Source organism: Paenibacillus sp. NRS-1782, assembly GCF_050467685.1.
Lineage (GTDB): Bacteria > Bacillota > Bacilli > Paenibacillales > Paenibacillaceae > Paenibacillus > Paenibacillus terrae_A.
The window spans coordinates 1-22,233 of sequence record NZ_JBITPH010000036.1 but is presented as its reverse complement, the minus strand read 5'-3'; the positions used below and the strand labels follow the sequence as shown (position 1 = coordinate 22,233).

Here is a 22,233-nt window from a genome sequence, read left to right as displayed (position 1 = left end):
TCATAACACCTCGGTAGGAAATTAAGCCCGAAGGCACCTACTGTCTACGGTAAGCATATTCAACTTTAATGGTCAGTCACACGGACTCACAACTTTTACAGAATAACAAAATCAATTGAACGTGTCAATCAAAATATTATTTGTAAACAGATGCGTTCACACGAGCACTTGGTCCCATAGTCGAAGAAATAGCGATGTTTTTCAGGTATACACCTTTAGCAGCCGCTGGCTTCGCACGGTTCAAGGCTTCGATCAAAGCTTTAAGATTCTCGTTCAGTTGTTCAGCACTGAAGGAAGCTTTGCCGATTGGCGCATGAATTTGACCCGCTTTGTCGAGACGGTATTCGATTTTACCGGCTTTAATTTCTTGAACAGCCTTGGCAACGTCGAAAGTAACTGTGCCTGCTTTAGGGTTTGGCATTAAGCCTTTACCACCGAGCAAACGCCCCAGTTTACCAACCTCACTCATCATATCAGGCGTCGCAACGCAGACGTCGAATTCAAACCAGCCTTGTTGAATTTTGTTGATCATATCTTGATCGCCAACAAAATCAGCGCCAGCCGCTTCGGCTTCTTTCACTTTGTCACCTTTTGCAAATACCAGAACACGTTGTGTTTTACCCGTACCATGCGGCAGGACAACAACACCACGAACAGCCTGGTCTTGTTTACGGGAATCTACGCCCAGACGGACTGCTGCTTCAACAGTTTCGTCAAATTTAGCAGTTGCGCCTTTTTTCACCAATTCAACGGCTTCCAAAGGCTCATAAGTCGCTTCGCTGTCGATCAGCTTAGCGGCTTCCAAGTACTTCTTACCATGTTTAGCCATAATCTTTTCCTCCTTATGTGGTATTAGCGGATATTCCTCCCACACTTGCCGGACAGTCAAACTGCCGGCACACGTAGACTAATAAAAATTAGTCTACGATGGTGATACCCATGCTGCGAGCAGTACCTTCAACCATACGCATTGCCGATTCTACGGAAGCTGCGTTAAGATCAGGCATTTTTTGCTCAGCAATTTGACGAACGGTAGCGCGATTTACAGTTGCAACTTTCGTTTTGTTCGGTTCACCGGAACCTTTTTCGATTTTAGCAGCAACTTTCAACAGCACAGCAGCCGGTGGAGTTTTGGTGATGAACGTAAAAGAACGATCTTCAAACACCGAAATTTCAACCGGGATGATCAGGCCTGCTTGATCAGCAGTACGAGCATTGAACTCTTTACAGAATGCCATGATGTTGACACCTGCTTGACCCAAAGCTGGACCTACTGGAGGCGCTGGATTAGCTTTACCTGCAGGGATCTGCAGTTTTACCATTTTGATTACCTTTTTTGCCACGGATGACACCTCCTTGACTCAATAGTGGTAGACGGACCTAATGATCCTCCCACAAGAAACCTGTAAGAAAAATCTATATTTTCTCCACCTGAGTATAATCCAACTCAAGCGGGGTTTCCCGTCCAAACATGTTGACGTGAACCTTAAGCTTGCTCTTCTCAACCAAAATTTCTTCCACGGAGCCCACAAAATTCGCAAAAGGACCAACTTTAATTCGCACGGATTCCTTAACATCGAATTCGATCTTCGGTTTCGGCTCTACCATGCCCATATGCTTCAGAATCTGTTCAACTTCTTCTGGAAGCAAAGCTGTCGGTTTGGAACCCGAGCCTGTTGATCCTACAAATCCCGTAACACCTGGTGTGTTGCGCACAACATACCAAGAGTCATCAGTTTGAACCATTTCGACCAAGACATAACCAGGGTAAACTTTACGCATAACGGTCTTTTTCTTACCGTCCTTGGTTACCAGTTCTTCTTCCATTGGAACAAGAACGCGGAAAATCTTGTCCTCCATGCCCATGGACTCAACGCGTTTCTCCAAATTGGCTTTGACTTTGTTCTCATACCCTGAATAGGTATGAACGACGTACCATCTTTTTTCCATATCAAGCCACCTGGAACCCTTCCTAGATAATCGCTTCGATCGCAGCGGAAATGCCGATATCGAGAACCCAAAAATAAATCGTGACAAACGCAATCGTCCCAATGACAATCAGCGTATAGTTGGTCAGTTCTTTACGATTGGGCCAGCGAACCTTCTTGAGTTCAGCCCAGCTTTCAGAGAAAAAGGAAAACAGAGACTTGAAACTGCGTTTCACGCCGACTACACCTCCAAAAACTATCTAGTTTCCCGATGAGAAGTCTGTTCGTTACAGGACTTACAGAATTTCTTCATCTCCATGCGGTCGGGGTGATTACGCTTGTTTTTCGTCGTTGTGTAATTTCTTTGTTTGCATGTTGTACAAGCCAAAGTAATAATTACCCGCATGATGTGCACCTCCCGAAGACATCCAACACCGGAAGTCTCATAATTGATCCTAAAAAAAACCGCGAATTTAGGCCTACCTAAAACACTTTATCACACGCGGTTTTGCATGTCAACGAATGTTTGTATACATTTCGCGGTCCCGGCTGTGGTGCATTTTAACATCTGTTCATCCTTTAAAAGTCATCTCTGAAAAACCTCTCCAAGATCCATGCGATATCTATTATTTATCTTTTTCAGTATAAATCATTCTTAACACATATAAACCTGCATATCCTGCCCTTAACGAATAAAAAAAGACTCAGACTCGAGCCTTTTCCCTGCCAGCCTCTACTTTCAGCTATCCCTTACTTCCAAATACTTTTCAAGTTTGCGCTTGACCCGTTGCAGCGCATTATCAATAGATTTCACGTGGCGGTCAAGGTCCTCGGCAATTTCCTGATATGAACGTCCGTCCAGATACAGCATAAGTACCTTCCGTTCCAGCTCGCTCAGAATCTCGGACATCTTATCCTCAAGGCCCACAAACTCTTCCTGATTGATAATTAGCTCTTCAGGATCACTTACCTGTGTTCCGCAAATCACGTCCAGTAACGTTCGATCCGACTCTTCATCATAAATGGGCTTGTCCAGAGATACGTAAGAATTCAGAGGAATGTGCTTTTGTCGTGTGGCCGTCTTGATTGCCGTAATAATCTGTCTTGTAATGCACAGCTCGGCAAAGCCCTTGAACGAAGCAAACTTGTCTCCCTTAAAATCACGAATAGATTTGTAGAGGCCAATCATGCCCTCCTGAATAATATCCTCGCGATCAGCACCGATCAGGAAGTAGGATCTAGCCTTGGCCCGCACGAAGTTCCGATATTTATTAATCAGAAACTCCAGTGCCTCCCCATCACCTTCATGGACTGCTCCGACAATGTCTTCATCATTTTTGTAATCAAACTTTGACAACATGATATCCTTGAGGTCCACACTCACTAACAATCCCTCCGGCTGCAACGCAAGATACCCGTTACTCTCTCAAATATACGACAAGTATACGCGATGTAACCTGATACCGTCAACCACAACAGCCTAAAAAAGAAGAGCGCTAACAAAATTGTAAATGGTTTCAAAATGGGGAAGTGTCCAATGAATGGATTTTCATTCTCTGGACTATTCTCTTCTCCAGCGCTCAAACAGCTTTCGAATTTCCGGGCGCAGATTGACATCCAGCGAATTGCGGGACAACTTAGCGCTATCCTGCTCTATCCGCTTTTTCACTTCCTTTTCAGATTCCTCAATCTCAATCAGAAGCTCACGCGCAGACACCCTGAGCGCTCCTTGCCCAAAAGCGACATGTTGTTCCACCTGATCACTTGTTGCTACATAAATACTTCTTCTCCGGCTGCCTAGCTCCCGAACCAATCGCTCGATGCACTCGTCAGCGGTCTCTTTTTCTTTAGTAAAATAAATCTGTACTTTACTCTGGGAATACGTTTTACCCAATCCTGGCACCCGGTAAGCATCAAAAACGACGATGACTCTTCTGCCGGAATACGCCTGATGATCCGCGAGTCGTTCAAGCAGTCTGTCCCTCGCTTCCTGCATACCAGATTGTACCAGTGCGGAAAGTTCGGGCCAGGCTCCAATTATATTGTAACCGTCCACAAGCAGAACATCCCGCGTGTCAGCCATATCATTAGCCCCGTGCCTGTCGTCCGCGCAACACTTCGTACATCACGACACCTGCGGCTACAGAAGCATTCAGGGAATTGATTTGCCCAGCCATCGGCAGCTTAACGAGCACGTCACATTTCTCGCGGATCAAACGGCCCATCCCTTTATTTTCGTTACCAATGACGATAGCAACTGGCCCTGTGAATACACCATTTCCAAAAACCGGGTCCGTAGCTGTCACATCTGTGCCAACTACCCATACGCCTTCCTCTTTGAGACGGTCGATGGTTTGTCCCAAATTGTTCACACGCGCCACCGGAACATACTCAACTGCCCCCGCTGATGTTTTGGACACCGTTACAGTTACTGCCGCTGAACGTCTTTTCGGCACGATTACGCCATGTGCCCCTGTGCAATCCGCTGTCCGAAGGATAGACCCCAGATTATGTGGATCTTCAATCTCATCCAATAGGATCAAAAACGGCTCTTCTCCCTTACTACGGGCAGTTGCAAGCAGTTCTTCCACTTCAGCATAGGCAAAAGGTGCAGCCTGTGCGACCACTCCCTGATGCTGTATTCCTGGAACCATTTGATCAAGCTTGCGCTTGTCCACCTGTAAAACAATGATCCCCGCTTTTTTAGCCTCAGCCGTAATGGGCAATGTCAGATGCTTTTGTGCATTATCCGCAATCCATATCTTATTTATCGTTCTGCCTGAGCGAAGCGCCTCCGTTACCGAATGCTTACCGGCAATCCATTCCTCTTCCATATCTAGCTTCCTCCCGGGAAACGGCGGATATTTGACGCATTTGATCCGACGTTCCCAAATTAAGATTTTTCTGTATTTTCCATTTGTGCAATACCATACGTAATCAATTCTCTCATTCTGTCCAAACGCCCGTCACAATAAAGAAAGCCAAACAATCCCTCCAGCGCAGTAGCATGACGATACTCAAGTACATCCGCATTTTTGGGCAGGCTTCCCGACTTGGCATTTCTGCCTTGTCTGACAATATCACGTTCTTCCTCCGTCAGCACCGTCTCCAGCAGCACGAGCATACGGCTCTGCGCCTTGGCAGAGACCAGCCCTGTGGCCCGCCGATGTAAATGGTTCGGGCGCAGATTGGGCTGCGCCAGCAAATATTGCCGCACCGCGACCTCATACACAGCATCGCCAATGTAAGCCAGTGCAATCGGCGGCATCAGGCGGGCTGGCTTGGACGCAGGATACGGGAACCAGTTTCCCGCACCTTCCGAAGCCTCCATGTTCAATGGCTTATCACTCATTTTCGCCGCCACCGCATACCCTGCGCTGTATCCTCAAGCACGATTCCTTTGACAGCGAGCAGATCGCGAATTTCATCGGCTCTGCCCCAGTTCTTGGTTTTACGAGCTTCGACACGTTCTGCAATTAACTGCTCAATTTCATCATCCAGCAGCTCTTCTTTTGGTTCCGAATATATGCGAAGTACATTATTCATCGAATGAAAGGTATGCAGCACCGCCTGCAATTCTGCCTGATTGACCACGTCACGCTGCAACAAATGGTTGGCTTCGCTAACCCATTCGAATACAGCAGTAATCGCATCAGGCGTATTGAAATCATCATCCATTTTTTCGACAAACTGCTGCAAAATTTCGTCAAGCTTCGTTTGCAACTCGGTCGATACTTCTTCATTACCCTTCAACGCATTAGCTAAACGATGCTGCACGTTGGCCACTGCATTGGCAATCCGCTCGACACTGTTCTCCGCCTGATTCATCGTCTCATAATTGTAGTTTAACGGATTCCGGTAATGCGTCGACAGCATAAAATAACGTAAAGCCTCGGGCTTGTGACGAACACGCAAATCTTTAACCAAAATACCATTACCGAGTGATTTCGACATTTTTTCATTATCAATGCGAATATATCCGTTATGCATCCAGTAACGAGCCAATGGCTTACCCGTGATCACCTCGGATTGTGCGCATTCGCATTCATGATGTGGGAATTGCAAATCTTGTCCGCCCCCGTGAATATCCAGCGTATCCCCCAGATAGTGGCGGGCCATGGCAGAGCATTCGATATGCCAGCCTGGGCGGCCGTCGCCCCAAGGACTTGACCAATAAATTTCTCCTGGCTTGGCAGCCTTCCAGAGTACAAAATCCTCGGCATTTTCCTTACGTTCATCCACATGAATGCGAATCCCAAACTGAAGCTCCTCCAGATTCTGACCCGACAACTGACCGTAGCATTTGAATTTTTTCGTCCTATAGAACACATCGCCATCATTCTCATAGGCATATCCTTTATCTACCAGTTCCTTGATAAAATCAATAATCAGATCCATACTCTCGGTTACACGTGGATTCATAGTGGCGGCAGGGACATTCAATCCTGTCAGATCCTCATGGTAGGCTGCAATAAATTTCTCGGCAACTGCCGGAACATCCATATCAAGTTCCCTAGCTTTGCGGATCAGCTTATCATCGACATCCGTAAAATTCACCACATAGTTCACATCATAGCCCAAATACTCCAGGTAGCTGCGCACCACGTCAAACACAATTACAGGTCTTGCATTACCAATATGAATGTAATCATACACGGTAGGTCCGCATACATACATTTTAACCTTTCCAGACTCCAGTGGAACAAAAGGCTCTCGGCTCCTCGACATCGTATTATAAATTTGAAGCGGCATCGTTATATTCCTCCCTCATGAAAATTATCCTTGTAGTTTATTCTCTTGAGTCACCTGATGTTTCTTATCAGATTGCTCATCCTTCAAATCAGACAATTCTGCACGTAATCGTTCGATTTCCAATTGAAGCTCCCGCATAGAATCCACAACCGGATCAGGCAGTTGGTGACTAAGTCGGTCTGGACGTCTGCCATCCTGTCTGACCACTCGCCCCGGAATCCCCACCACCGTACTGTTTGGCGGAACCTCTTTAAGTACAACCGAGTTGGAGCCAATGTTGGACTGCGCCCCAATTGTAAAAGAGCCCAATATCTTTGCGCCGGAGCCTATAACAACATTATTCCCAATGGTGGGATGGCGCTTCCCCTTCTCTTTCCCCGTCCCTCCAAGAGTGACCCCCTGGTATAACACAACATCGTCGCCGATCTCACAGGTTTCACCAATGACCACTCCCATACCATGGTCAATGAACAGTCGATCTCCGATACGAGCGCCGGGGTGAATTTCAATCCCTGTCATAAACCGCGATACCTGAGATATAACACGGGCTAGAGTACACCACTTTCGCAAATAAAACCAATGTGCGATTCGGTGTGCCCAAAGGGCATGAACGCCGGAATACGTAAAAACAACCTCCAGCTTACTCCGGGCGGCCGGATCATTATCCAAAACAGTTTGAATGTCGGATTTGATATGTCTGAACATGTCGCCCTCCTATTTCCCCCATTTCCTTGCCGCATCTTCACACAACTCCATATTTCGCCAATTTTCACATTCGTCAGCACACTTCGACATTTTCCACCTTTAACGAGCTTGAGTCTGAAAAAAATGAAAAAGCGCCTCCGCAGCCTAAGCTGCAGAGACGCATGAACGTGGTCCCACTCTGCTTCAGGCACACCTGCTGCATATAAGCAGAGAAGCCCGTCTTTGGCGTCCGGTAACGAGAACGATTCGGCACACCCTTGCCATATCAGCAGTCGACGCTAATTAGGGTTCGGGCGCACGGCTCCCAGGTGCATTTCCTCCGCAGGTCATCTGGACGGCTTCCAGCCCCGGGGTTCCCCTCGGCCGTCCTCTCTGGCAAATGCCCTTATGCAGTGTACTTCTCCTGTTCTCAGCCTTTACACGCAAATATCAATCCGTATCAATGGAGTCATTATAGCGAAAAGACAACAAATTGACAAGAAATATCAGCCTTTAATTTGTGCCCTGAGACGGTCCAGTACCTTGTCACGTCCGAGCAAAAAGATCGTTTCATTCAAATCTCGTCCATGAGTTTGACCTGTAAGGGCCACACGAATCGGCATAAACAACTGTTTCCCTTTAAAGCCGGTTTCCTTTTGAACTTCCTTGATCAGCTTGGCCATTTGTGGAGCCGTAAATTCCTCACTCGCTTCCACCTTGCCAGCAAAAGCTTTAAGCACCTCAGGAACCTGCTCTTCAGCCAGCACAGCCGCAGCTTCCGTATCAAGCTCCAGATGCGAACGGAAAAACAACTCAGACAAAGCCACAATGTCGGACGCAGAGTTCATTTGTTCCTGATACAAGCGAACAAGAGCCTTGGCCCAGTCCTGCTGCTCCGCAGATAATTCATTCGGTAACAGCCCCGCTGCTTGCAAATGAGGAATCGCCATGCTGGCAATCCGCTCAGGATCGGCTTTTTTAATATAATGATTGTTCAGGTAAGCCAGCTTGTTGGTATCAAAGACAGCCGGACTTTTGGACAAACGGTTGGGATCAAAAATCGAAATCAATTGCTCCCGGTCATAAATTTCTTCTTCGCCTTCCGGGGACCAACCCAACAGCGCAATAAAATTGAATATAGCTTCTGGCAAGTAGCCCAACTTGTCGTACTGCTCCATAAACTGAATAATGGACTCGTTGCGTTTGCTAAGCTTTTTGTGATCATCGCCCACGATCAGTGTCATATGACCAAAGATTGGAGGCTCCCAGCCAAGCGCTTCAAAGATCATCAATTGTCGCGGTGTATTGGAGACATGATCCTCGCCTCGCAGCACATGCGATATTTTCATCAAATGATCGTCCACCGCCACTGCAAAGTTATATGTCGGAATACCATCTTTTTTGACGATAACAAAATCGCCGCTTTCCTTCGAATTGAACGTGATTTGGCCTTTGACCATATCATTAAACGTATATTCGCGATCTTCTGGTACGCGAAAACGGATACTTGGTACACGACCCTCCGCTTCGAATGCCTGACACTGTTCCTCCGTCAGATCACGGTGTTTCCCGGAGTAGCGTGGTGTCTCCCCACGTTCCGTCTGTTCTTCACGTTCGCGTTCCAGTTCTTCTTCGGTACAGTAGCAGCGGTAAGCCAAGCTACGATCCAGCAGATCCTGCCAATACGTTTTGTATATATCCAGGCGCTCGGTCTGACGATAAGGTCCATACTCTCCCCCGACATCCACGCTTTCATCCCAATCCATACCCAGCCATTTCAGATATTTAAGCTGGCTTTCTTCCCCACCTGCAATGTTACGCTTCACATCTGTATCTTCAATACGGATAATAAACTTGCCACCTTGGTTCCGAGCATACAAATAATTAAATAATGCCGTTCTGGCATTTCCAATATGCAGATGCCCTGTTGGGCTTGGGGCATAACGTACACGAACTACCGTGTTCATACAATCTCCTCCAAATCTAAGTTCTCAAGATGATAGCATACCCTTTACAAGACAGACAACCGATTGAGCCGCGATTCCTTCACCCCGCCCGGCAAAGCCAAGCTGCTCCGTCGTAGTTGCCTTGACGTTCACTTGGGAAGGTTCCTCTGCTTCCAGCGCACGAGCGATAACTTCATTCATCTGCGGGATATAAGATGCCATTTTGGGCTTTTGCGCAATAATCGTAGAATCAATATTCCCCAAGCGGTATCCCCGCTCTTTGGCCAAACTCCATACATGCTCCAGCAGCTTGAGACTGTCGGCATCCTTGAATTCCGGATCGTTATCCGGAAAGTGCTTCCCGATGTCACCCAGACCGAGCGCGCCCAGAATGGCGTCGCTAACCGCATGCAACAGCACGTCAGCATCGGAATGACCCAGTAATCCCTTTTCATAAGGAATATTTACGCCTCCGATAATGCACGGCCTTCCTTCCACCAACTGATGAACGTCAAACCCTTGTCCCACTCTGATCATCTGATATCCTCTCCCTCTGTATCTACCCATAACTCCGCCATATCCAGGTCCTCAGGCGTGGTAATTTTGATATTTTTATAGCTGCCCTGAACGACAGTGACTGGAATACCTAATCGCTCCACCAGCATCGAATCGTCTGTCCCCAAAACTCCTGCCTGCTCCGCTTCCTCGTAAGCTCGCAGCAGATCGGAAAGACGAAAAGTCTGTGGCGTTTGAATGCTCCACAGACTTCGGCGATCCGGCGTTGCTGTAATGATACCATCCCCGTTCACTTGCTTGACTGTATCCTTTACAGGCACCGCCGCTACAGAAGCACCGGTACGCATAGCTGTTTCCAGACATGAACGTACAAGCTCAGGCTGAATGAGTGGGCGCACACCATCATGCACCATCACCCAATCTGCTTGCAGATGCCTAAGACCGCGATATACGGAATGCTGACGTTCACGGCCTCCAGCCACCACCTGCACGTCCTTGCCGATTCGGTATTGACGAATCCATTCTTGACAGCGCTCGACATCCTCTGCCCCCGTCACCATCACCATTTCATTCACTTCGGGCATGGCTGCGAATATCTCAAGTGTATGTATGAAGATGGGCTTGTCCCGCAAAAGCAAAAACTGCTTGCTTTCCGGCGTTCCCATACGGGAGCCGCGCCCAGCCGCCACAATGACGACTCCTACCCGATTGTTCATTGAAATGACTCCTGCCTTGATCGCACTTGGACGATCCGTATGATTACACATCTACTTCATCATACCGCGTTTATTGAGCTTTTTCCAATAATTTCGGTTTGGCAAAAATCATACGGCCCGCAGAGGTCTGAAGTACACTCGTAACCAACACCTCCATCAGAGAACCGATGTAGTCACGACCGCCTTCCACAACGATCATTGTACCATCATCCAGATAGGCCACACCTTGCCCATGCTCCTTACCATCTTTGATAATCTGCACCATAATTTCCTCACCGGGCAGCACTACAGGCTTCACTGCATTTGCCAGGTCATTAATATTCAGTACCGATACACCTTGAAGCTCACACACCTTATTCAGGTTAAAATCGTTCGTTACCACCTTACCCTGTAGCACCTTTGCCAGCTTGACCAATTTGCTGTCGACCTCTGAAATCTCCTCAAAATCGCCTTCGTAAATCAATACATTTACATCCAACTCTTTTTGGATTTTATTCAAAATATCCAGACCTCGCCGCCCGCGGTTACGCTTGAGCAAATCCGACGAATCTGCAATATGCTGAAGCTCCTCCAGCACAAATTCGGGAATAACAATCGTTCCTTCGATAAAACCAGTCTTGCAAATATCCGCAATACGCCCGTCTATAATAACACTGGTGTCCAAAATTTTATGTTCCTCCAGCTTGCGTTCTTCCACGCCCGTACCTCGACCAAAAAAACCCGAACTCCAAAATGAGGACAGCTCGTCCCGCTTTTCCAGTCCGACCATCAATCCCACATATCCGCATACGATGGTAACGGCCGTTTGAATCAGTTGACCTGGTGCCCCCAGCCATGACAAGAGCGGGTAAACCGCTAAGGAAAGGATCAAGCCCACCGCTAATCCAATCGCACCTGCCATCATCTCGTTCATCGGAATCCGTACCAAACCTTCGATTCCCTGTTGTAATCGATTGGCCACAGCTGTTCCGGCAAGTGAGCATCCAGCCATAAACAACACAGCTCCCGCAACCATCCAAACAGCCATTCCCATTAAAGAACCATCACTCAACCAATCGGGCAACCATGATACGATACCTCCTACCCGATGGTATAACGTATAGCCGAACCACGCTCCGCACAAACCTGTAAAAGTTAAAATAGCCTTTCTCCACATCGAGTCTCTATACCTCCTTTGTTTTCTGTTCATATACCCTGTATTTATTGGATATACACCACTTTCCTTACCAGTATGATCCAATTTTCACCCGACTAACCCTATGTATTTGATTTTTATGCATAAAAAAAGCATTTATTTCCCTGAATGATCCAAGGAAATAAATGCTTAATTGTTTTTTCGCTTAATACTAATGCTGTGAATGACGATATTGATCATCCTGTTCTTCCTGAGTGGAGCGTCCCCGACCGCGCCCACGTCTACGTGACAGCTTACGGATATTAAGTTTCATGCCATACAAAGCATACAGCACCAACGGTACGAAAATCAGCTTCGATAATTGATCCGGGAATTTAACCGCCAGTACAACGGCAACAACCACAACCCATGGAGCGATCCAGATCGCTTTCTTTGGAAGACCCACTTTTTTTAAGTTCGGATATTTCATTGAGCTGACCATCAAATAAGAGACGAGCAACATTGCAATCGACATGTATAACAGGGAAATATCGTTATGGAATAAGGACAAAGTGGCTAACACACCACCTGCTGCCGGAATCGGCAAGCCTGTAAAATAACCCGGTACACCGGGACGTACATTAAAACGAGCCAAACGTAACGCTCCGCACATCGGAAAAATAGCCGTAACCGTCCAGGCCAAAGCCGAGTTAGCATCATGAAAAGCAACCATGTACATAATAACTGCGGGAGCTACACCAAAAGATATCATATCTGATAAGGAGTCCAGTTCTTTACCGAATTCGCTCTGGGCATTCAACGCCCGGGCCACTCGTCCATCCAGTCCGTCCAACAGCATGGCGACAATAACCATAATAGCGGCAAGACTGTATTTTCCATCTACGGCCAATAAAATGGCGATCATTCCGAGAAACAAGTTACCCAAGGTAAACATGTTCGGAATTGACTTGGTAATCATCTCTTCACCTCAATATATGAATTGTTCCATTATAATCCTTTCACTGTATTACATTTACATCTGTCTGTCAATGAAAACCTGTTCCTGCAATCGTTTGAGTCCCTCTTTAATGGTACGTGCACGGACTTCTCCAATGCCATCCACTTCATCCAGTTCTTCAATCGTCGCTGTCATGACATGCGGAAACCGTCCAAACCGCTCCACCAGATTATGAATAATTACATTCGGTAGACGCGGTATTTTGTTCAGCACCCGATAGCCGCGCGCCACGATATATTCTTCTGATGTCGCAGCCGAAGACGGGTAACCCAGCAAACGCACAATATGATTCACATCCAGTAGCTCGTCGTCCGTGGAACGCTTGAGCCCCAAAATAATTCCACGGATTTTCTCATCGCTATCGTCTTTGGCATAATCCTTATACAGCAGCCAAGCCTCTTCCTCAATATTACTGACAAGCTCATCCATCTGCATGCTAATCAAACGGCCCTCATTCCCAAGCTCGTTGATAAATCGTTTGATTTCCATTTTGATGCGCAACACCATTTCAATCCGTTGGATCACATTTACGACCTCGGGCATAGTCACCAACTCTTCAAATTCAGATGCCGTCAAATTCGTTGAGGCTTGCCCCAACACGGATCTATACTTTTCCAGCGTCTGAATGGCCTGATTAGCTTTCGTTAAAATAACCCCGATTTCCTTGAGCGCATATCGCAACGTTCCCTGGTATAACGTAATAATATTACGCCGCTGAGAAATGGACACGACCAACTTGCCAGTTTGCTTGGCAACCCGCTCCGCTGTCCGGTGCCGAATTCCCGTTTCAATTGATGAGATGGAAGAGTCGGGAATCAGTTGCGTATTTGCGTATAATATCCGTTTCAGATCCTCACTCAGTATGATTGCGCCGTCCATCTTAGCCAGTTCATACAAATAGTTCGGCGAAAAATCACAGTTAATCGAGAAGCCGCCGTCCACGACCTCCATTACCTCCGGGCTATAGCCAACGACCAGAAGAGCGCCCGTTTTGGCGCGCAACACGTTTTCCAGTCCGTCGCGAAAGGGAGTTCCCGGTGCCACAAGCCGCAGCAAATCATTCATTTTATCCAGTTGGCTCGCTTCTTTCATTCTCATTGCCCCCTAATCTAATGCGGCTGCCAATGCATCTGCCACCGTTCCTACTCCTACAATTTGTATCCCTTTCGGATGCGTCCAGCCCTTCAGACTCTTCTCCGGCATAATCACCCGTTTAAAACCCAACTTCTCCGCTTCCCGCACACGCTGCTCCGCTCTGGATACAGCACGCACCTCACCCGTCAGCCCCACCTCGCCAAAAATCACATCGTACGGCTTGGTAGGCGCATCTCGAAAACTGGAAGCAATACTCACCGCAATTGCCAGGTCCACCGCTGGTTCATCCAGCTTTACGCCTCCGGCCACATTTAGATACGCATCCTGATTTTGCAAAAACATGCCCATCCGCTTTTCCAACACGGCTATAATCAATCCCATTCGATGATGGTCAACCCCTGTACCCATTCGGCGTGGAGAAGGAAAATGCGTGGTCGCAATCAGCGCCTGTAGCTCAACCAATACAGGTCGTGTTCCTTCCATACTGGCGACAACAGTCGAACCAGCCACCCCCAGCGGTCGTTCGGACAGAAACAGCTCCGAAGGATTCGACACCTCACGCAAGCCGCTTTCAGCCATTTCAAAAATACCAATTTCATTCGTAGAACCAAAGCGGTTTTTAACTGCACGCAATAGCCGATACGTATGGTGACGCTCTCCTTCAAAATAAAGCACGCAATCGACCATATGTTCCAACAGACGCGGGCCTGCAATGGCCCCTTCCTTGGTCACATGTCCTACCAGCACCGTTGCAATACCTAATCCCTTGGCAATCCGCATAAAACGTGAAGTACACTCCCGCACCTGTGCTACACTCCCCGGCGCACTCGTTACCTCAGGTAAATATACAGTCTGGATAGAGTCAATCACCAGAAACTCCGGTTTCAAGCTGTCCACCGCTTCTTCAATCGTCTCCAAATTCGTCTCACATAATACGTATAGGTTGGGAGACAAGGCACCTAGACGGTCTGCACGCAGCTTCGTCTGACGGACTGATTCCTCACCTGACACATACAGCACCTTTAAACCGGTTAAGGCCAGCTCATTCGATGTCTGTAGCATAAGCGTAGATTTTCCAATCCCTGGATCACCGCCCACCAGAACCAGTGAACCTGGCACCACGCCTCCCCCGAGCACGCGATTCAATTCGCCAATACCCGTCAAAATTCGCGCTTCTTTGCCACTCTCCACCTCGATAATAGGGAGCGGTTTATCTTTTGTGCTATGAGTAAGAAGGGAAGAACCCATTCCTTGAGTTTTTACAACGCTTTCCGTTTCCTCCACCATGGAATTCCATGCCTGGCATCCGGGACATTTTCCATACCATTTGGGCGATTCATAACCGCACTCCGTACAGGAAAATTTAGTTTTCACTTTAGCCATACTTTGCTCCTTGGCTCCTTATTTGACAACGATCAATGTCGGATTATCTTCACACAGCTCGGAAAGAGCTGTAACAATAAAAGTTTACCATTGAAGCTTGGCGGACGTAAAGCGGTATCACAAACTTTTCCAAAGCTCTTATCCGACCTCTCCACAGTACTTATACACAAAAAGGGTGCCCTCGCCATAGCTTTTCAGCCTGCGTGACACCCTTTCGGACCTCTTTTATTGTGTTAACCTAGCATACCTCTGTCTTTTTTGGGCAAAAGCCGATGATTATCGTTAACTTTTATGGCCTGCTCATGACTTCGCGGATACGTTATCCTTTTTCGTAACGCTCAATGCACCGTTCTCCTCATCAATAAAGAGAGAATCACCTTTAGTGATATTACCCGACAGCAACTCCTCGGACAGACGGTCCTCGATATGCTTCTGGATTGCACGACGCAATGGACGCGCACCATACGCCGGATCAAAGCCTTCCTTCGCAAGGAATGCCTTAGCCTTGTCTGTCAATTCAAAGTCCACCCCATACTCATTCAGACGCTTACGCAGCTCTTCGGACATGAGGGACACGATTTCGGCAATGTGTTTTTCTTCGAGAGAATGGAAAACGATAATTTCATCAATCCGGTTCAAGAACTCGGGACGGAAGCTTTTCTTCAGTTCATCCATCACTTTGCCCTTCATGTTATCATAATCCGCTCCAGCGTCCACAACAGCTGTAAAACCGAGCGTGGAGTTACGTTTGATCGCCTGTGCACCCACATTGGATGTAAGGATGATGAGTGTGTTGCGGAAATCGACAACACGACCTTTGGAATCCGTCAGACGTCCGTCTTCCAGCACTTGGAGAAGAATGTTGAACACTTCTGGATGTGCTTTTTCAATCTCATCCAGCAGTACGACGGAGTAAGGTTTACGACGTACCTTCTCAGTCAATTGGCCGCCTTCTTCATATCCAACATATCCTGGAGGCGCTCCTACCAGACGGGACGTGGAATGCTTCTCCATGTATTCGGACATATCGATTCGGATAACCGCATTTTCATCTCCGAACATGGATTCAGCCAACGCGCGTGCCAGCTCAGTTTTACCAACCCCGGTTGGACCGAGGAAAATAAAGGAGCCGATTGGACGTTTCGGATCTTTCAGTCCGGCACGTGCCCGACGAATAGCGCGGCTAACTGCCTTAACTGCTTCATCCTGCCCAATGACCCGCTCATGCAGCAATTCTTCCATGTTCAACAAGCGATGCGTTTCTTCCTCTTTCAGCTTGCTAACCGGAACACCTGTCCAGATCGCAACGACCTGAGCAATATCCTCTGGTGTTACTTCGGAATCTGTACGTCCCTGTTGCTCTTTCCATTGGTTTTTCGTAACATCCAACTCTTCACGAATTTTCTGCTCTGTATCACGCAATGCAGCCGCCTTTTCGAACTCTTGGCTTTGTACTGCCGAATCCTTTTCCTTACGGATATCTTCCAGACGGTTTTCCAGCTGTTTCAGGTTTGGCGGTACCGTATAGGAATTCAGCCTTACCTTGGAACCTGCTTCATCAATAAGGTCAATTGCTTTATCCGGCAGGAAGCGGTCGGTGATATAACGATCTGACAATTTTACTGCCGCTTCAATGGCTTCATCCGTAATTTTCACGCGGTGATGCGCTTCATAACGATCACGCAGGCCATACAAGATTTGAATAGCTTCTTCTGGAGAAGGCTGATCTACCGTAATCGGCTGGAAGCGACGTTCCAAAGCAGCATCCTTCTCAATATATTTGCGGTATTCGTCCAGTGTTGTCGCACCGATGCATTGCAGCTCGCCACGTGCCAAAGCAGGCTTTAAAATGTTGGAGGCATCAATGGCACCTTCAGCTCCACCAGCACCAATCAGCGTATGCAGCTCATCAATGAACAATACGATGTTTCCTGCTTGACGAATCTCGTCCATAATCTTTTTCAAACGATCCTCAAATTCACCACGATATTTAGTGCCTGCTACCACAGAGCCCATATCGAGTGTCATTACGCGCTTGTCGCGCAACGTTTCGGGAATCTCATTGGCAATAATTTTTTGCGCCAATCCTTCGGCAATTGCTGTTTTACCTACTCCTGGCTCACCGATCAGCACCGGATTGTTCTTTGTACGGCGGCTGAGCACCTGAATTACACGTTCAATTTCCTTACTGCGCCCAATGACAGGGTCCAGGTTGTTTTCCTTCGCAGATGCCGTCAAATCACGTGCCAAGCTGTCCAGCGTTGGTGTGCTGACATTAGCTGGAGCACCATGATGGCTGGAAACAGCCTCACTGCTGCCGAGCAATTGAAGGACTTGCTGACGAGCTTTATTCAGGCTGATACCCAGGTTATTCAGTACACGGGCTGCTACACCTTCCCCTTCACGTATAAGACCAAGCAAAATATGCTCCGTACCTACATAGGTATGGCCCAGCTTACGAGCTTCATCCATAGACAGCTCGATGACCTTTTTGGCGCGTGGAGTATAGGCAATGTTCGTCGGTTGTTCTTGACCGCGTCCAATCAGCGTTTCCACTTCATCCTGAATTTTTTCCAGTCCCAGTCCTAAACCAACCAAGGCTTTCGCTGCAATTCCTTCACCTTCACGAATGAGGCCAAGCAAAATGTGCTCTGTGCCAATGTTGTTGTGTCCCAATCGAACAGCTTCTTCCTGAGCCAAGGCAAGCACTTTTTGTGCGCGTTCCGTAAATCTTCCAAACATCATATATCCTGCACCTCCACAGTGTGTATTTCAGATCATTCTATATATTAAAGGGTTGTGCCTAATTTTTGCCGGATCAGCTTCGCCCGGTACATATCGCGCTCATCGGTGTTCATTTTATCACCAAAGCTTTTTTGCAGAAATCCGGGTTGCGTCATCACATTCAGCTCATTCATCGCTGAGGTGGATGGACGCTCCAAAATCCCCAAGTCCACGCCAAGACGTACATCAGACAACCGCTGTGCGGCCTCCTTGGATTCAAGTACCGCTGCATATGACAAAATACCGAATGAACGCATCACCCGATCTGTAATCCGCAGTATGGACTCATCCATCAGTCGTTCCCTGGCGGAACGTTCATGCTCTATAATTTGCAGTACAACGCCATGCAGATTTTCGATAATTTCCGCTTCGGTCTGTCCCAGTGTAATCTGATTGGATACCTGAAACAGATTGCCGACCGCTTCGCTTCCTTCACCATAAATACCGCGAACGGTAAGACCTACCTGTGATACAGCGGATAAAATTCGATTAATCTGATGAGTCATAACCAATGCGGGCAGATGCATCATCACCGAAGCTCTCATCCCTGTGCCAACATTTGTCGGACAACTGGTCAGAAAGCCTCTACGATCATCAAATGCATAATCGACATGCGCCTCAAATGCATCATCAATAACCGTAGCACGTTCCCAAGCTTCTCTAACCTGACATCCCGGATATAAGCACTGGATACGCAGATGATCCTCCTCGTTTATCATAACACTAACCGATTCATCATCGCTAATCAAAACAGCGCCGTTACGAGATTCGTTCGCCAAATTAGGGCTAATCAAATGCTTCTCAACCAGTACCTGCTTGTCGATCTCATCCAACTCGGATATTTTCAGGGTATGAAAGGTACCAAAGCGGCCTAAATCATCATACTGAAGGATATCCGTCAAGCGTTGAAGTGCTTCTTCCGACTGCTGGTTGGTAGCAAGTATCGGAAAAGGCAGATGCTGCAAGTTACGCGCAATTCTCACCCGGCTGCTAATGACAATCTCCGAATCCGCAGCTTCACCACGCATCCAATCACTTAGCGGCTTTTCCGTAAATCGGATATTGGGCATTACGCATTCCCTCCTACTCTTCACAAACTTTACTCTTCAGTTATTTCTTTTTCAAGCTTTCTGATTTGATCCCTAAGCTCAGCGGCAGACTCGAATTCTTCCTGTACAATATGCTGTTGCATCTCTTTTTTCAGATCATCAATTTGCCGTTTAACCTTCAATCGGCCTCCGGTGCGAACCGGAACCTTGCCCACATGGCTCGTACTGCCATGCACACGCTTGAACAAAGGGTCAAGGCGGCTATCAAAATATTGGTAGCACGACGGACACCCAAAGCGCCCCAGCTTACTGAACTGTGCATAAGTCATACCGCAATCCTTGCATTGCAGATTTTGCGGACCGCTATGGCCTGGCGACTGGCTCTTTGTGCTGGATTCAAAATCCAGCATACCCGACAACAAGCTATGAATTGAAAAGCCGTTAGGTGTACCAGGGATCATCTCCCCTTTTTCCTTCGCACACGTCTCACAAATATGAAACTCTGTCTTTTCGCCATTCACAATTTTGGTGAAATGCAAAGTTGCCAGCCGTATATTACATTCTTGGCACAGCATAAAAGCACCTCCTTCAGCGTCGGGATTTTTACAAATCCCTACATCTAAATCTTAAATCACACGCTATCTGGCCACCAGCAACGAAATTAGCATAGCCTTAAGCAACCTTGCCCGTAGCTGGTCACGATAGGGAAGTTTCAGCAATAATGTGTCCCTTGATAAAGCAGCCTTCATTAAACTAGCTTCCCTTTTACTTAAAAATTGTGCTTCTTCCAGCTGATAAATCAGCCCTTCCGCTGCCGATTGGCTAATTTCCTCTCCAATGCTTTGATGGAGATGTGTATGAATCGCATGTTGAGCAGGCAGTTGAATTCGCTGAATGCGAATGTAACCCCCACCACCGCGTTTGCTTTCCACCACATAGCCTTTTTCCAGCGTAAAACGGGTACTGATTACATAATTAATTTGCGACGGCACGCAGGAAAAGCGGTCAGCCAAATCATTGCGCTGAATTTCCACTAAACCTTTGGGACTTTCCAGCAATATGCTCTTCAAATATTGTTCAATAATATCGGAAACATTGCGCATTTCATCATCCTCCACTAACGGAAACGCAAATATTCAGTACATTTCACGCTCCACAGAGTCCGCCGTATATTGAACTTAACCAAACGGTAAAGTCACGAATCTAAGCCAGTATTGAGGCCAATTAGCCCTCCTACCTCACTTAAAAACACCCGTTTAGTTTCTAGTGTGACCTTTATTCGTAATAAATCATACACCTACCCTCATGCTCATGAGATTACAGTGACGTTTATCTACAAATCAGGTCTGTCTTTGCATGCTGTGTTAGGGTCAATGTATTGCATACGGCTAAAAACTCAGCGTATTCACACCAATCAAAAGAAGCGTGATAGGCTCCATTGACTTTGACTTTCTTTGACTATATTCACATTATAGCACAAAATATATTTTTGCCAAGGGGTCAATATCATTTTCCGCAATCTAATTATGTTTTATACAATACAAGAAAAACTCTTCCCTTTACGGAAAGAGTTCTGAAAAAATGTCGTTAAAATCATCCACACCTCATGCAAGGTATTTAAGACAGACTTCCTAAAAAATGAAGGCTCAAGAACATTTAAGAGCATTACCAATTAGAAAAAATCCAGCAGGAGTGTTTGTTTTACCGGTATTACACGTTCTAATGCAGACACAGACTCACCGCGCCCTGTAATACGACTCCACTTATGCAGATCATCAGGCCGCTGATAGCCAAGCATCAGGGTGGTCAGCGACTGGATTCCCACACTCAAGTCAGCTTCTATGCCGTCCTCAGAAGAACTGCTTGAATCCACTCTGTCCAAATGTCCTTGCCCTTCCGCGTTGACCGTTAATGTCCATATTCCTTCATTCCATGGAGCATAATGGTCTGTCAGATGTAAGGTCAAACGTGTTTCCTCTCCAATGGCCTCAAAAGGATATTTCTCCACAAAAGCAGCTGCATCAACAATACGGCCCATAAAATAAGGCACTGTTTCCTGCTGAATTCGTGGATCATCTAGCAGAAATGGCAGATTGTCATCGGCCGGAATGTAAATGAATTTACCCTGGGTTACCATCGAATCATGATTTGCAAAATACGTCCACAACGCCCGCCGTGCCGTCTCATTAAGATATACCAGTTCGTCGCAATTCAGCTGCTTATCTTCAATTTTGTAGAGTGCATATCCCTGAGGATTTCCTGCTTCAGAGTAATACACTGCGGTCCGGTAGTTCTTATTTAATGTCCGCTCTTGCCACCATTCCTTATCTCGTACCAGCGTACCATTATAACGCGAAGCATATGCTTGATACACATGGTCCAGCTCAGAAATATCTTTCACATCCCGTTTGACCGTACCTTCGGTTTTAAGCTTGGCAGGAAATTTATCAATCGGAATAATATACTTTTTGTATTCTATATACGTTTCCCACCCAAATTTACGGTAGAAGGCAAAGGAAAAAGGGTGTAGAAAAGAAAGGCTCTGTCCCGCGACCTTCATCTCTTCAAGCACATGCGTTAAAAGGCGTGAAACCAGACCACCGCGTCGCTTTTCCGGCCATGTTGCCACACCAGCAATACCCCCCATGTCAAAAACCTGACCTTGTATGTATACCTGTAACGGTAGCACAGTCAGCTTCGCGTTCAATTCATTTCCACCAAATATCCCCCATGTTTGTTCTGGTTTGAATTTCTTCTTCGATTTCTCTAGATCCTCGGGGGATAATGTAAACTGAAAAGCATACTGAGATAACTCTATAGCAGCTTCAAATTCCTCACGTTGTAATTGTCTGATTTCCATAACTTCGTCACCTCGCTCGTATACTTGGACTTCCTCGAAAAGATCACACCCTTAGAGTGTCGCAAAGCCTTCGTTCTCTGTCAACCTTAGGAACAGATGTTATAGTAAAAACACAAAAAAATAACCACAATCTAAAAGAGATCATGGTTATTTTGACTTTTGCTTGGCGACGTCCTACTCTCCCAGGACCCTGCGGTCCAAGTACCATCGGCGCTGGAGGGCTTAACGGTCGTGTTCGGGATGGGTACGTGTGGAACCCCTCCGCTATCGCCACCAAACATGAATTTACATCGTAAATTCTTCCGTACGGGTATTCAATTCATCACTAATTGTGTGAATGAATATCCATGCGCTTGTCGTATGTATCTTCTACATACCTTCAAGGTTA

The 22,233-nt window shown here is 46.9% G+C and carries 23 protein-coding genes, 1 rRNA gene and 1 other annotated feature (1 of these 25 only partly in view); all 24 genes read right to left on the bottom strand.

The window, feature by feature from the left end; translation table 11 throughout:
- Positions 1-68 (bottom strand) — a sequence feature (ribosomal protein L10 leader region) (it extends 84 nt beyond the left edge of the window).
- 68 nt (positions 69-136) lie between these two features.
- Entirely contained in the window at positions 137-829 is a 693-nt protein-coding gene (gene rplA, locus ACIFQM_RS13380) for a 50S ribosomal protein L1 (protein WP_014278322.1), read from the bottom strand.
- 88 nt (positions 830-917) lie between these two features.
- Positions 918-1,343, bottom strand: coding sequence for a 50S ribosomal protein L11 (gene rplK, locus ACIFQM_RS13375; RefSeq protein WP_014278323.1), 426 nt, complete (start codon positions 1,341-1,343; stop codon positions 918-920).
- Positions 1,344-1,416: 73 nt separating this feature from the next.
- Complete coding sequence (nusG, locus tag ACIFQM_RS13370) at positions 1,417-1,950, bottom strand: transcription termination/antitermination protein NusG (RefSeq protein WP_014278324.1); 534 nt, start codon at positions 1,948-1,950, stop codon at positions 1,417-1,419.
- A gap of 22 nt (positions 1,951-1,972) precedes the next feature.
- Positions 1,973-2,164 carry a preprotein translocase subunit SecE gene (gene secE, locus ACIFQM_RS13365; RefSeq protein ID WP_044647199.1) on the bottom strand — a complete coding sequence of 64 codons (192 nt, stop codon included), beginning with the start codon at positions 2,162-2,164 and terminating at the stop codon, positions 1,973-1,975.
- Between the two features lie 20 nt (positions 2,165-2,184).
- On the bottom strand, positions 2,185-2,334 hold the full coding sequence (gene rpmG / locus ACIFQM_RS13360) for a 50S ribosomal protein L33 (RefSeq protein WP_023990562.1): 150 nt from the start codon (positions 2,332-2,334) through the stop codon (positions 2,185-2,187).
- A gap of 333 nt (positions 2,335-2,667) precedes the next feature.
- Positions 2,668-3,312 carry an RNA polymerase sporulation sigma factor SigH gene (sigH, locus tag ACIFQM_RS13355; RefSeq protein ID WP_014278325.1) on the bottom strand — a complete coding sequence of 215 codons (645 nt, stop codon included), beginning with the start codon at positions 3,310-3,312 and terminating at the stop codon, positions 2,668-2,670.
- 177 nt (positions 3,313-3,489) lie between these two features.
- Positions 3,490-4,011 carry an NYN domain-containing protein gene (locus ACIFQM_RS13350; RefSeq protein WP_430038515.1) on the bottom strand — a complete coding sequence of 174 codons (522 nt, stop codon included), beginning with the start codon at positions 4,009-4,011 and terminating at the stop codon, positions 3,490-3,492.
- Between the two features lie 4 nt (positions 4,012-4,015).
- Positions 4,016-4,762 (bottom strand): 23S rRNA (guanosine(2251)-2'-O)-methyltransferase RlmB, encoded by a 747-nt coding sequence (gene rlmB / locus ACIFQM_RS13345; protein ID WP_404521548.1) that lies wholly within the window; start codon positions 4,760-4,762, stop codon positions 4,016-4,018.
- 59 nt (positions 4,763-4,821) lie between these two features.
- The gene (locus ACIFQM_RS13340; RefSeq protein ID WP_430038512.1) at positions 4,822-5,280 is read right to left on the bottom strand and encodes a Mini-ribonuclease 3; all 459 of its coding nucleotides are present in this window, start codon (positions 5,278-5,280) and stop codon (positions 4,822-4,824) included.
- On the bottom strand, positions 5,277-6,680 hold the full coding sequence (gene cysS / locus ACIFQM_RS13335; protein WP_430038510.1) for a cysteine--tRNA ligase: 1,404 nt from the start codon (positions 6,678-6,680) through the stop codon (positions 5,277-5,279). The genes ACIFQM_RS13340 and cysS overlap by 4 nt, the downstream gene beginning before the upstream one ends.
- 24 nt (positions 6,681-6,704) lie before the next feature.
- The gene (cysE, locus tag ACIFQM_RS13330; RefSeq protein WP_430038508.1) at positions 6,705-7,385 is read right to left on the bottom strand and encodes a serine O-acetyltransferase; all 681 of its coding nucleotides are present in this window, start codon (positions 7,383-7,385) and stop codon (positions 6,705-6,707) included.
- A 485-nt stretch (positions 7,386-7,870) separates the two neighbouring features.
- Positions 7,871-9,331, bottom strand: a complete 1,461-nt coding sequence (gltX, locus tag ACIFQM_RS13325) for a glutamate--tRNA ligase (RefSeq protein ID WP_430038506.1) — start codon at positions 9,329-9,331, stop codon at positions 7,871-7,873.
- Between the two features lie 24 nt (positions 9,332-9,355).
- The gene (gene ispF / locus ACIFQM_RS13320; RefSeq protein WP_430038504.1) at positions 9,356-9,847 is read right to left on the bottom strand and encodes a 2-C-methyl-D-erythritol 2,4-cyclodiphosphate synthase; all 492 of its coding nucleotides are present in this window, start codon (positions 9,845-9,847) and stop codon (positions 9,356-9,358) included.
- Complete coding sequence (gene ispD / locus ACIFQM_RS13315) at positions 9,844-10,542, bottom strand: 2-C-methyl-D-erythritol 4-phosphate cytidylyltransferase (protein ID WP_430038565.1); 699 nt, start codon at positions 10,540-10,542, stop codon at positions 9,844-9,846. Before ispD ends, ispF begins: the two co-directional genes overlap by 4 nt.
- A gap of 70 nt (positions 10,543-10,612) precedes the next feature.
- Positions 10,613-11,698, bottom strand: a complete 1,086-nt coding sequence (locus ACIFQM_RS13310) for a PIN/TRAM domain-containing protein (RefSeq protein WP_430038502.1) — start codon at positions 11,696-11,698, stop codon at positions 10,613-10,615.
- Between the two features lie 190 nt (positions 11,699-11,888).
- Positions 11,889-12,635 carry a CDP-diacylglycerol--serine O-phosphatidyltransferase gene (gene pssA, locus ACIFQM_RS13305; RefSeq protein WP_430038500.1) on the bottom strand — a complete coding sequence of 249 codons (747 nt, stop codon included), beginning with the start codon at positions 12,633-12,635 and terminating at the stop codon, positions 11,889-11,891.
- A gap of 54 nt (positions 12,636-12,689) precedes the next feature.
- Positions 12,690-13,766, bottom strand: a complete 1,077-nt coding sequence (disA, locus tag ACIFQM_RS13300) for a DNA integrity scanning diadenylate cyclase DisA (RefSeq protein WP_014278336.1) — start codon at positions 13,764-13,766, stop codon at positions 12,690-12,692.
- Positions 13,767-13,778: 12 nt separating this feature from the next.
- Positions 13,779-15,152, bottom strand: coding sequence for a DNA repair protein RadA (radA, locus tag ACIFQM_RS13295; RefSeq protein ID WP_134912279.1), 1,374 nt, complete (start codon positions 15,150-15,152; stop codon positions 13,779-13,781).
- A 300-nt stretch (positions 15,153-15,452) separates the two neighbouring features.
- Complete coding sequence (gene clpC, locus ACIFQM_RS13290) at positions 15,453-17,897, bottom strand: ATP-dependent protease ATP-binding subunit ClpC (RefSeq protein ID WP_430038498.1); 2,445 nt, start codon at positions 17,895-17,897, stop codon at positions 15,453-15,455.
- Positions 17,898-17,941: 44 nt separating this feature from the next.
- A complete protein-coding gene (locus ACIFQM_RS13285) occupies positions 17,942-19,006 on the bottom strand; it encodes a protein arginine kinase (RefSeq protein ID WP_430038496.1) in 1,065 nt (354 codons plus the stop codon).
- A 29-nt stretch (positions 19,007-19,035) separates the two neighbouring features.
- Entirely contained in the window at positions 19,036-19,560 is a 525-nt protein-coding gene (locus tag ACIFQM_RS13280) for a UvrB/UvrC motif-containing protein (protein ID WP_430038494.1), read from the bottom strand.
- 63 nt (positions 19,561-19,623) lie between these two features.
- The gene (locus ACIFQM_RS13275) at positions 19,624-20,088 is read right to left on the bottom strand and encodes a CtsR family transcriptional regulator (protein ID WP_430038492.1); all 465 of its coding nucleotides are present in this window, start codon (positions 20,086-20,088) and stop codon (positions 19,624-19,626) included.
- A 569-nt stretch (positions 20,089-20,657) separates the two neighbouring features.
- Complete coding sequence (locus tag ACIFQM_RS13270) at positions 20,658-21,845, bottom strand: GNAT family N-acetyltransferase (protein WP_430038491.1); 1,188 nt, start codon at positions 21,843-21,845, stop codon at positions 20,658-20,660.
- 161 nt (positions 21,846-22,006) lie between these two features.
- Positions 22,007-22,123 (bottom strand): 5S ribosomal RNA (rrf, locus tag ACIFQM_RS13265).
- Positions 22,124-22,233: the final 110 nt, after the last annotated feature.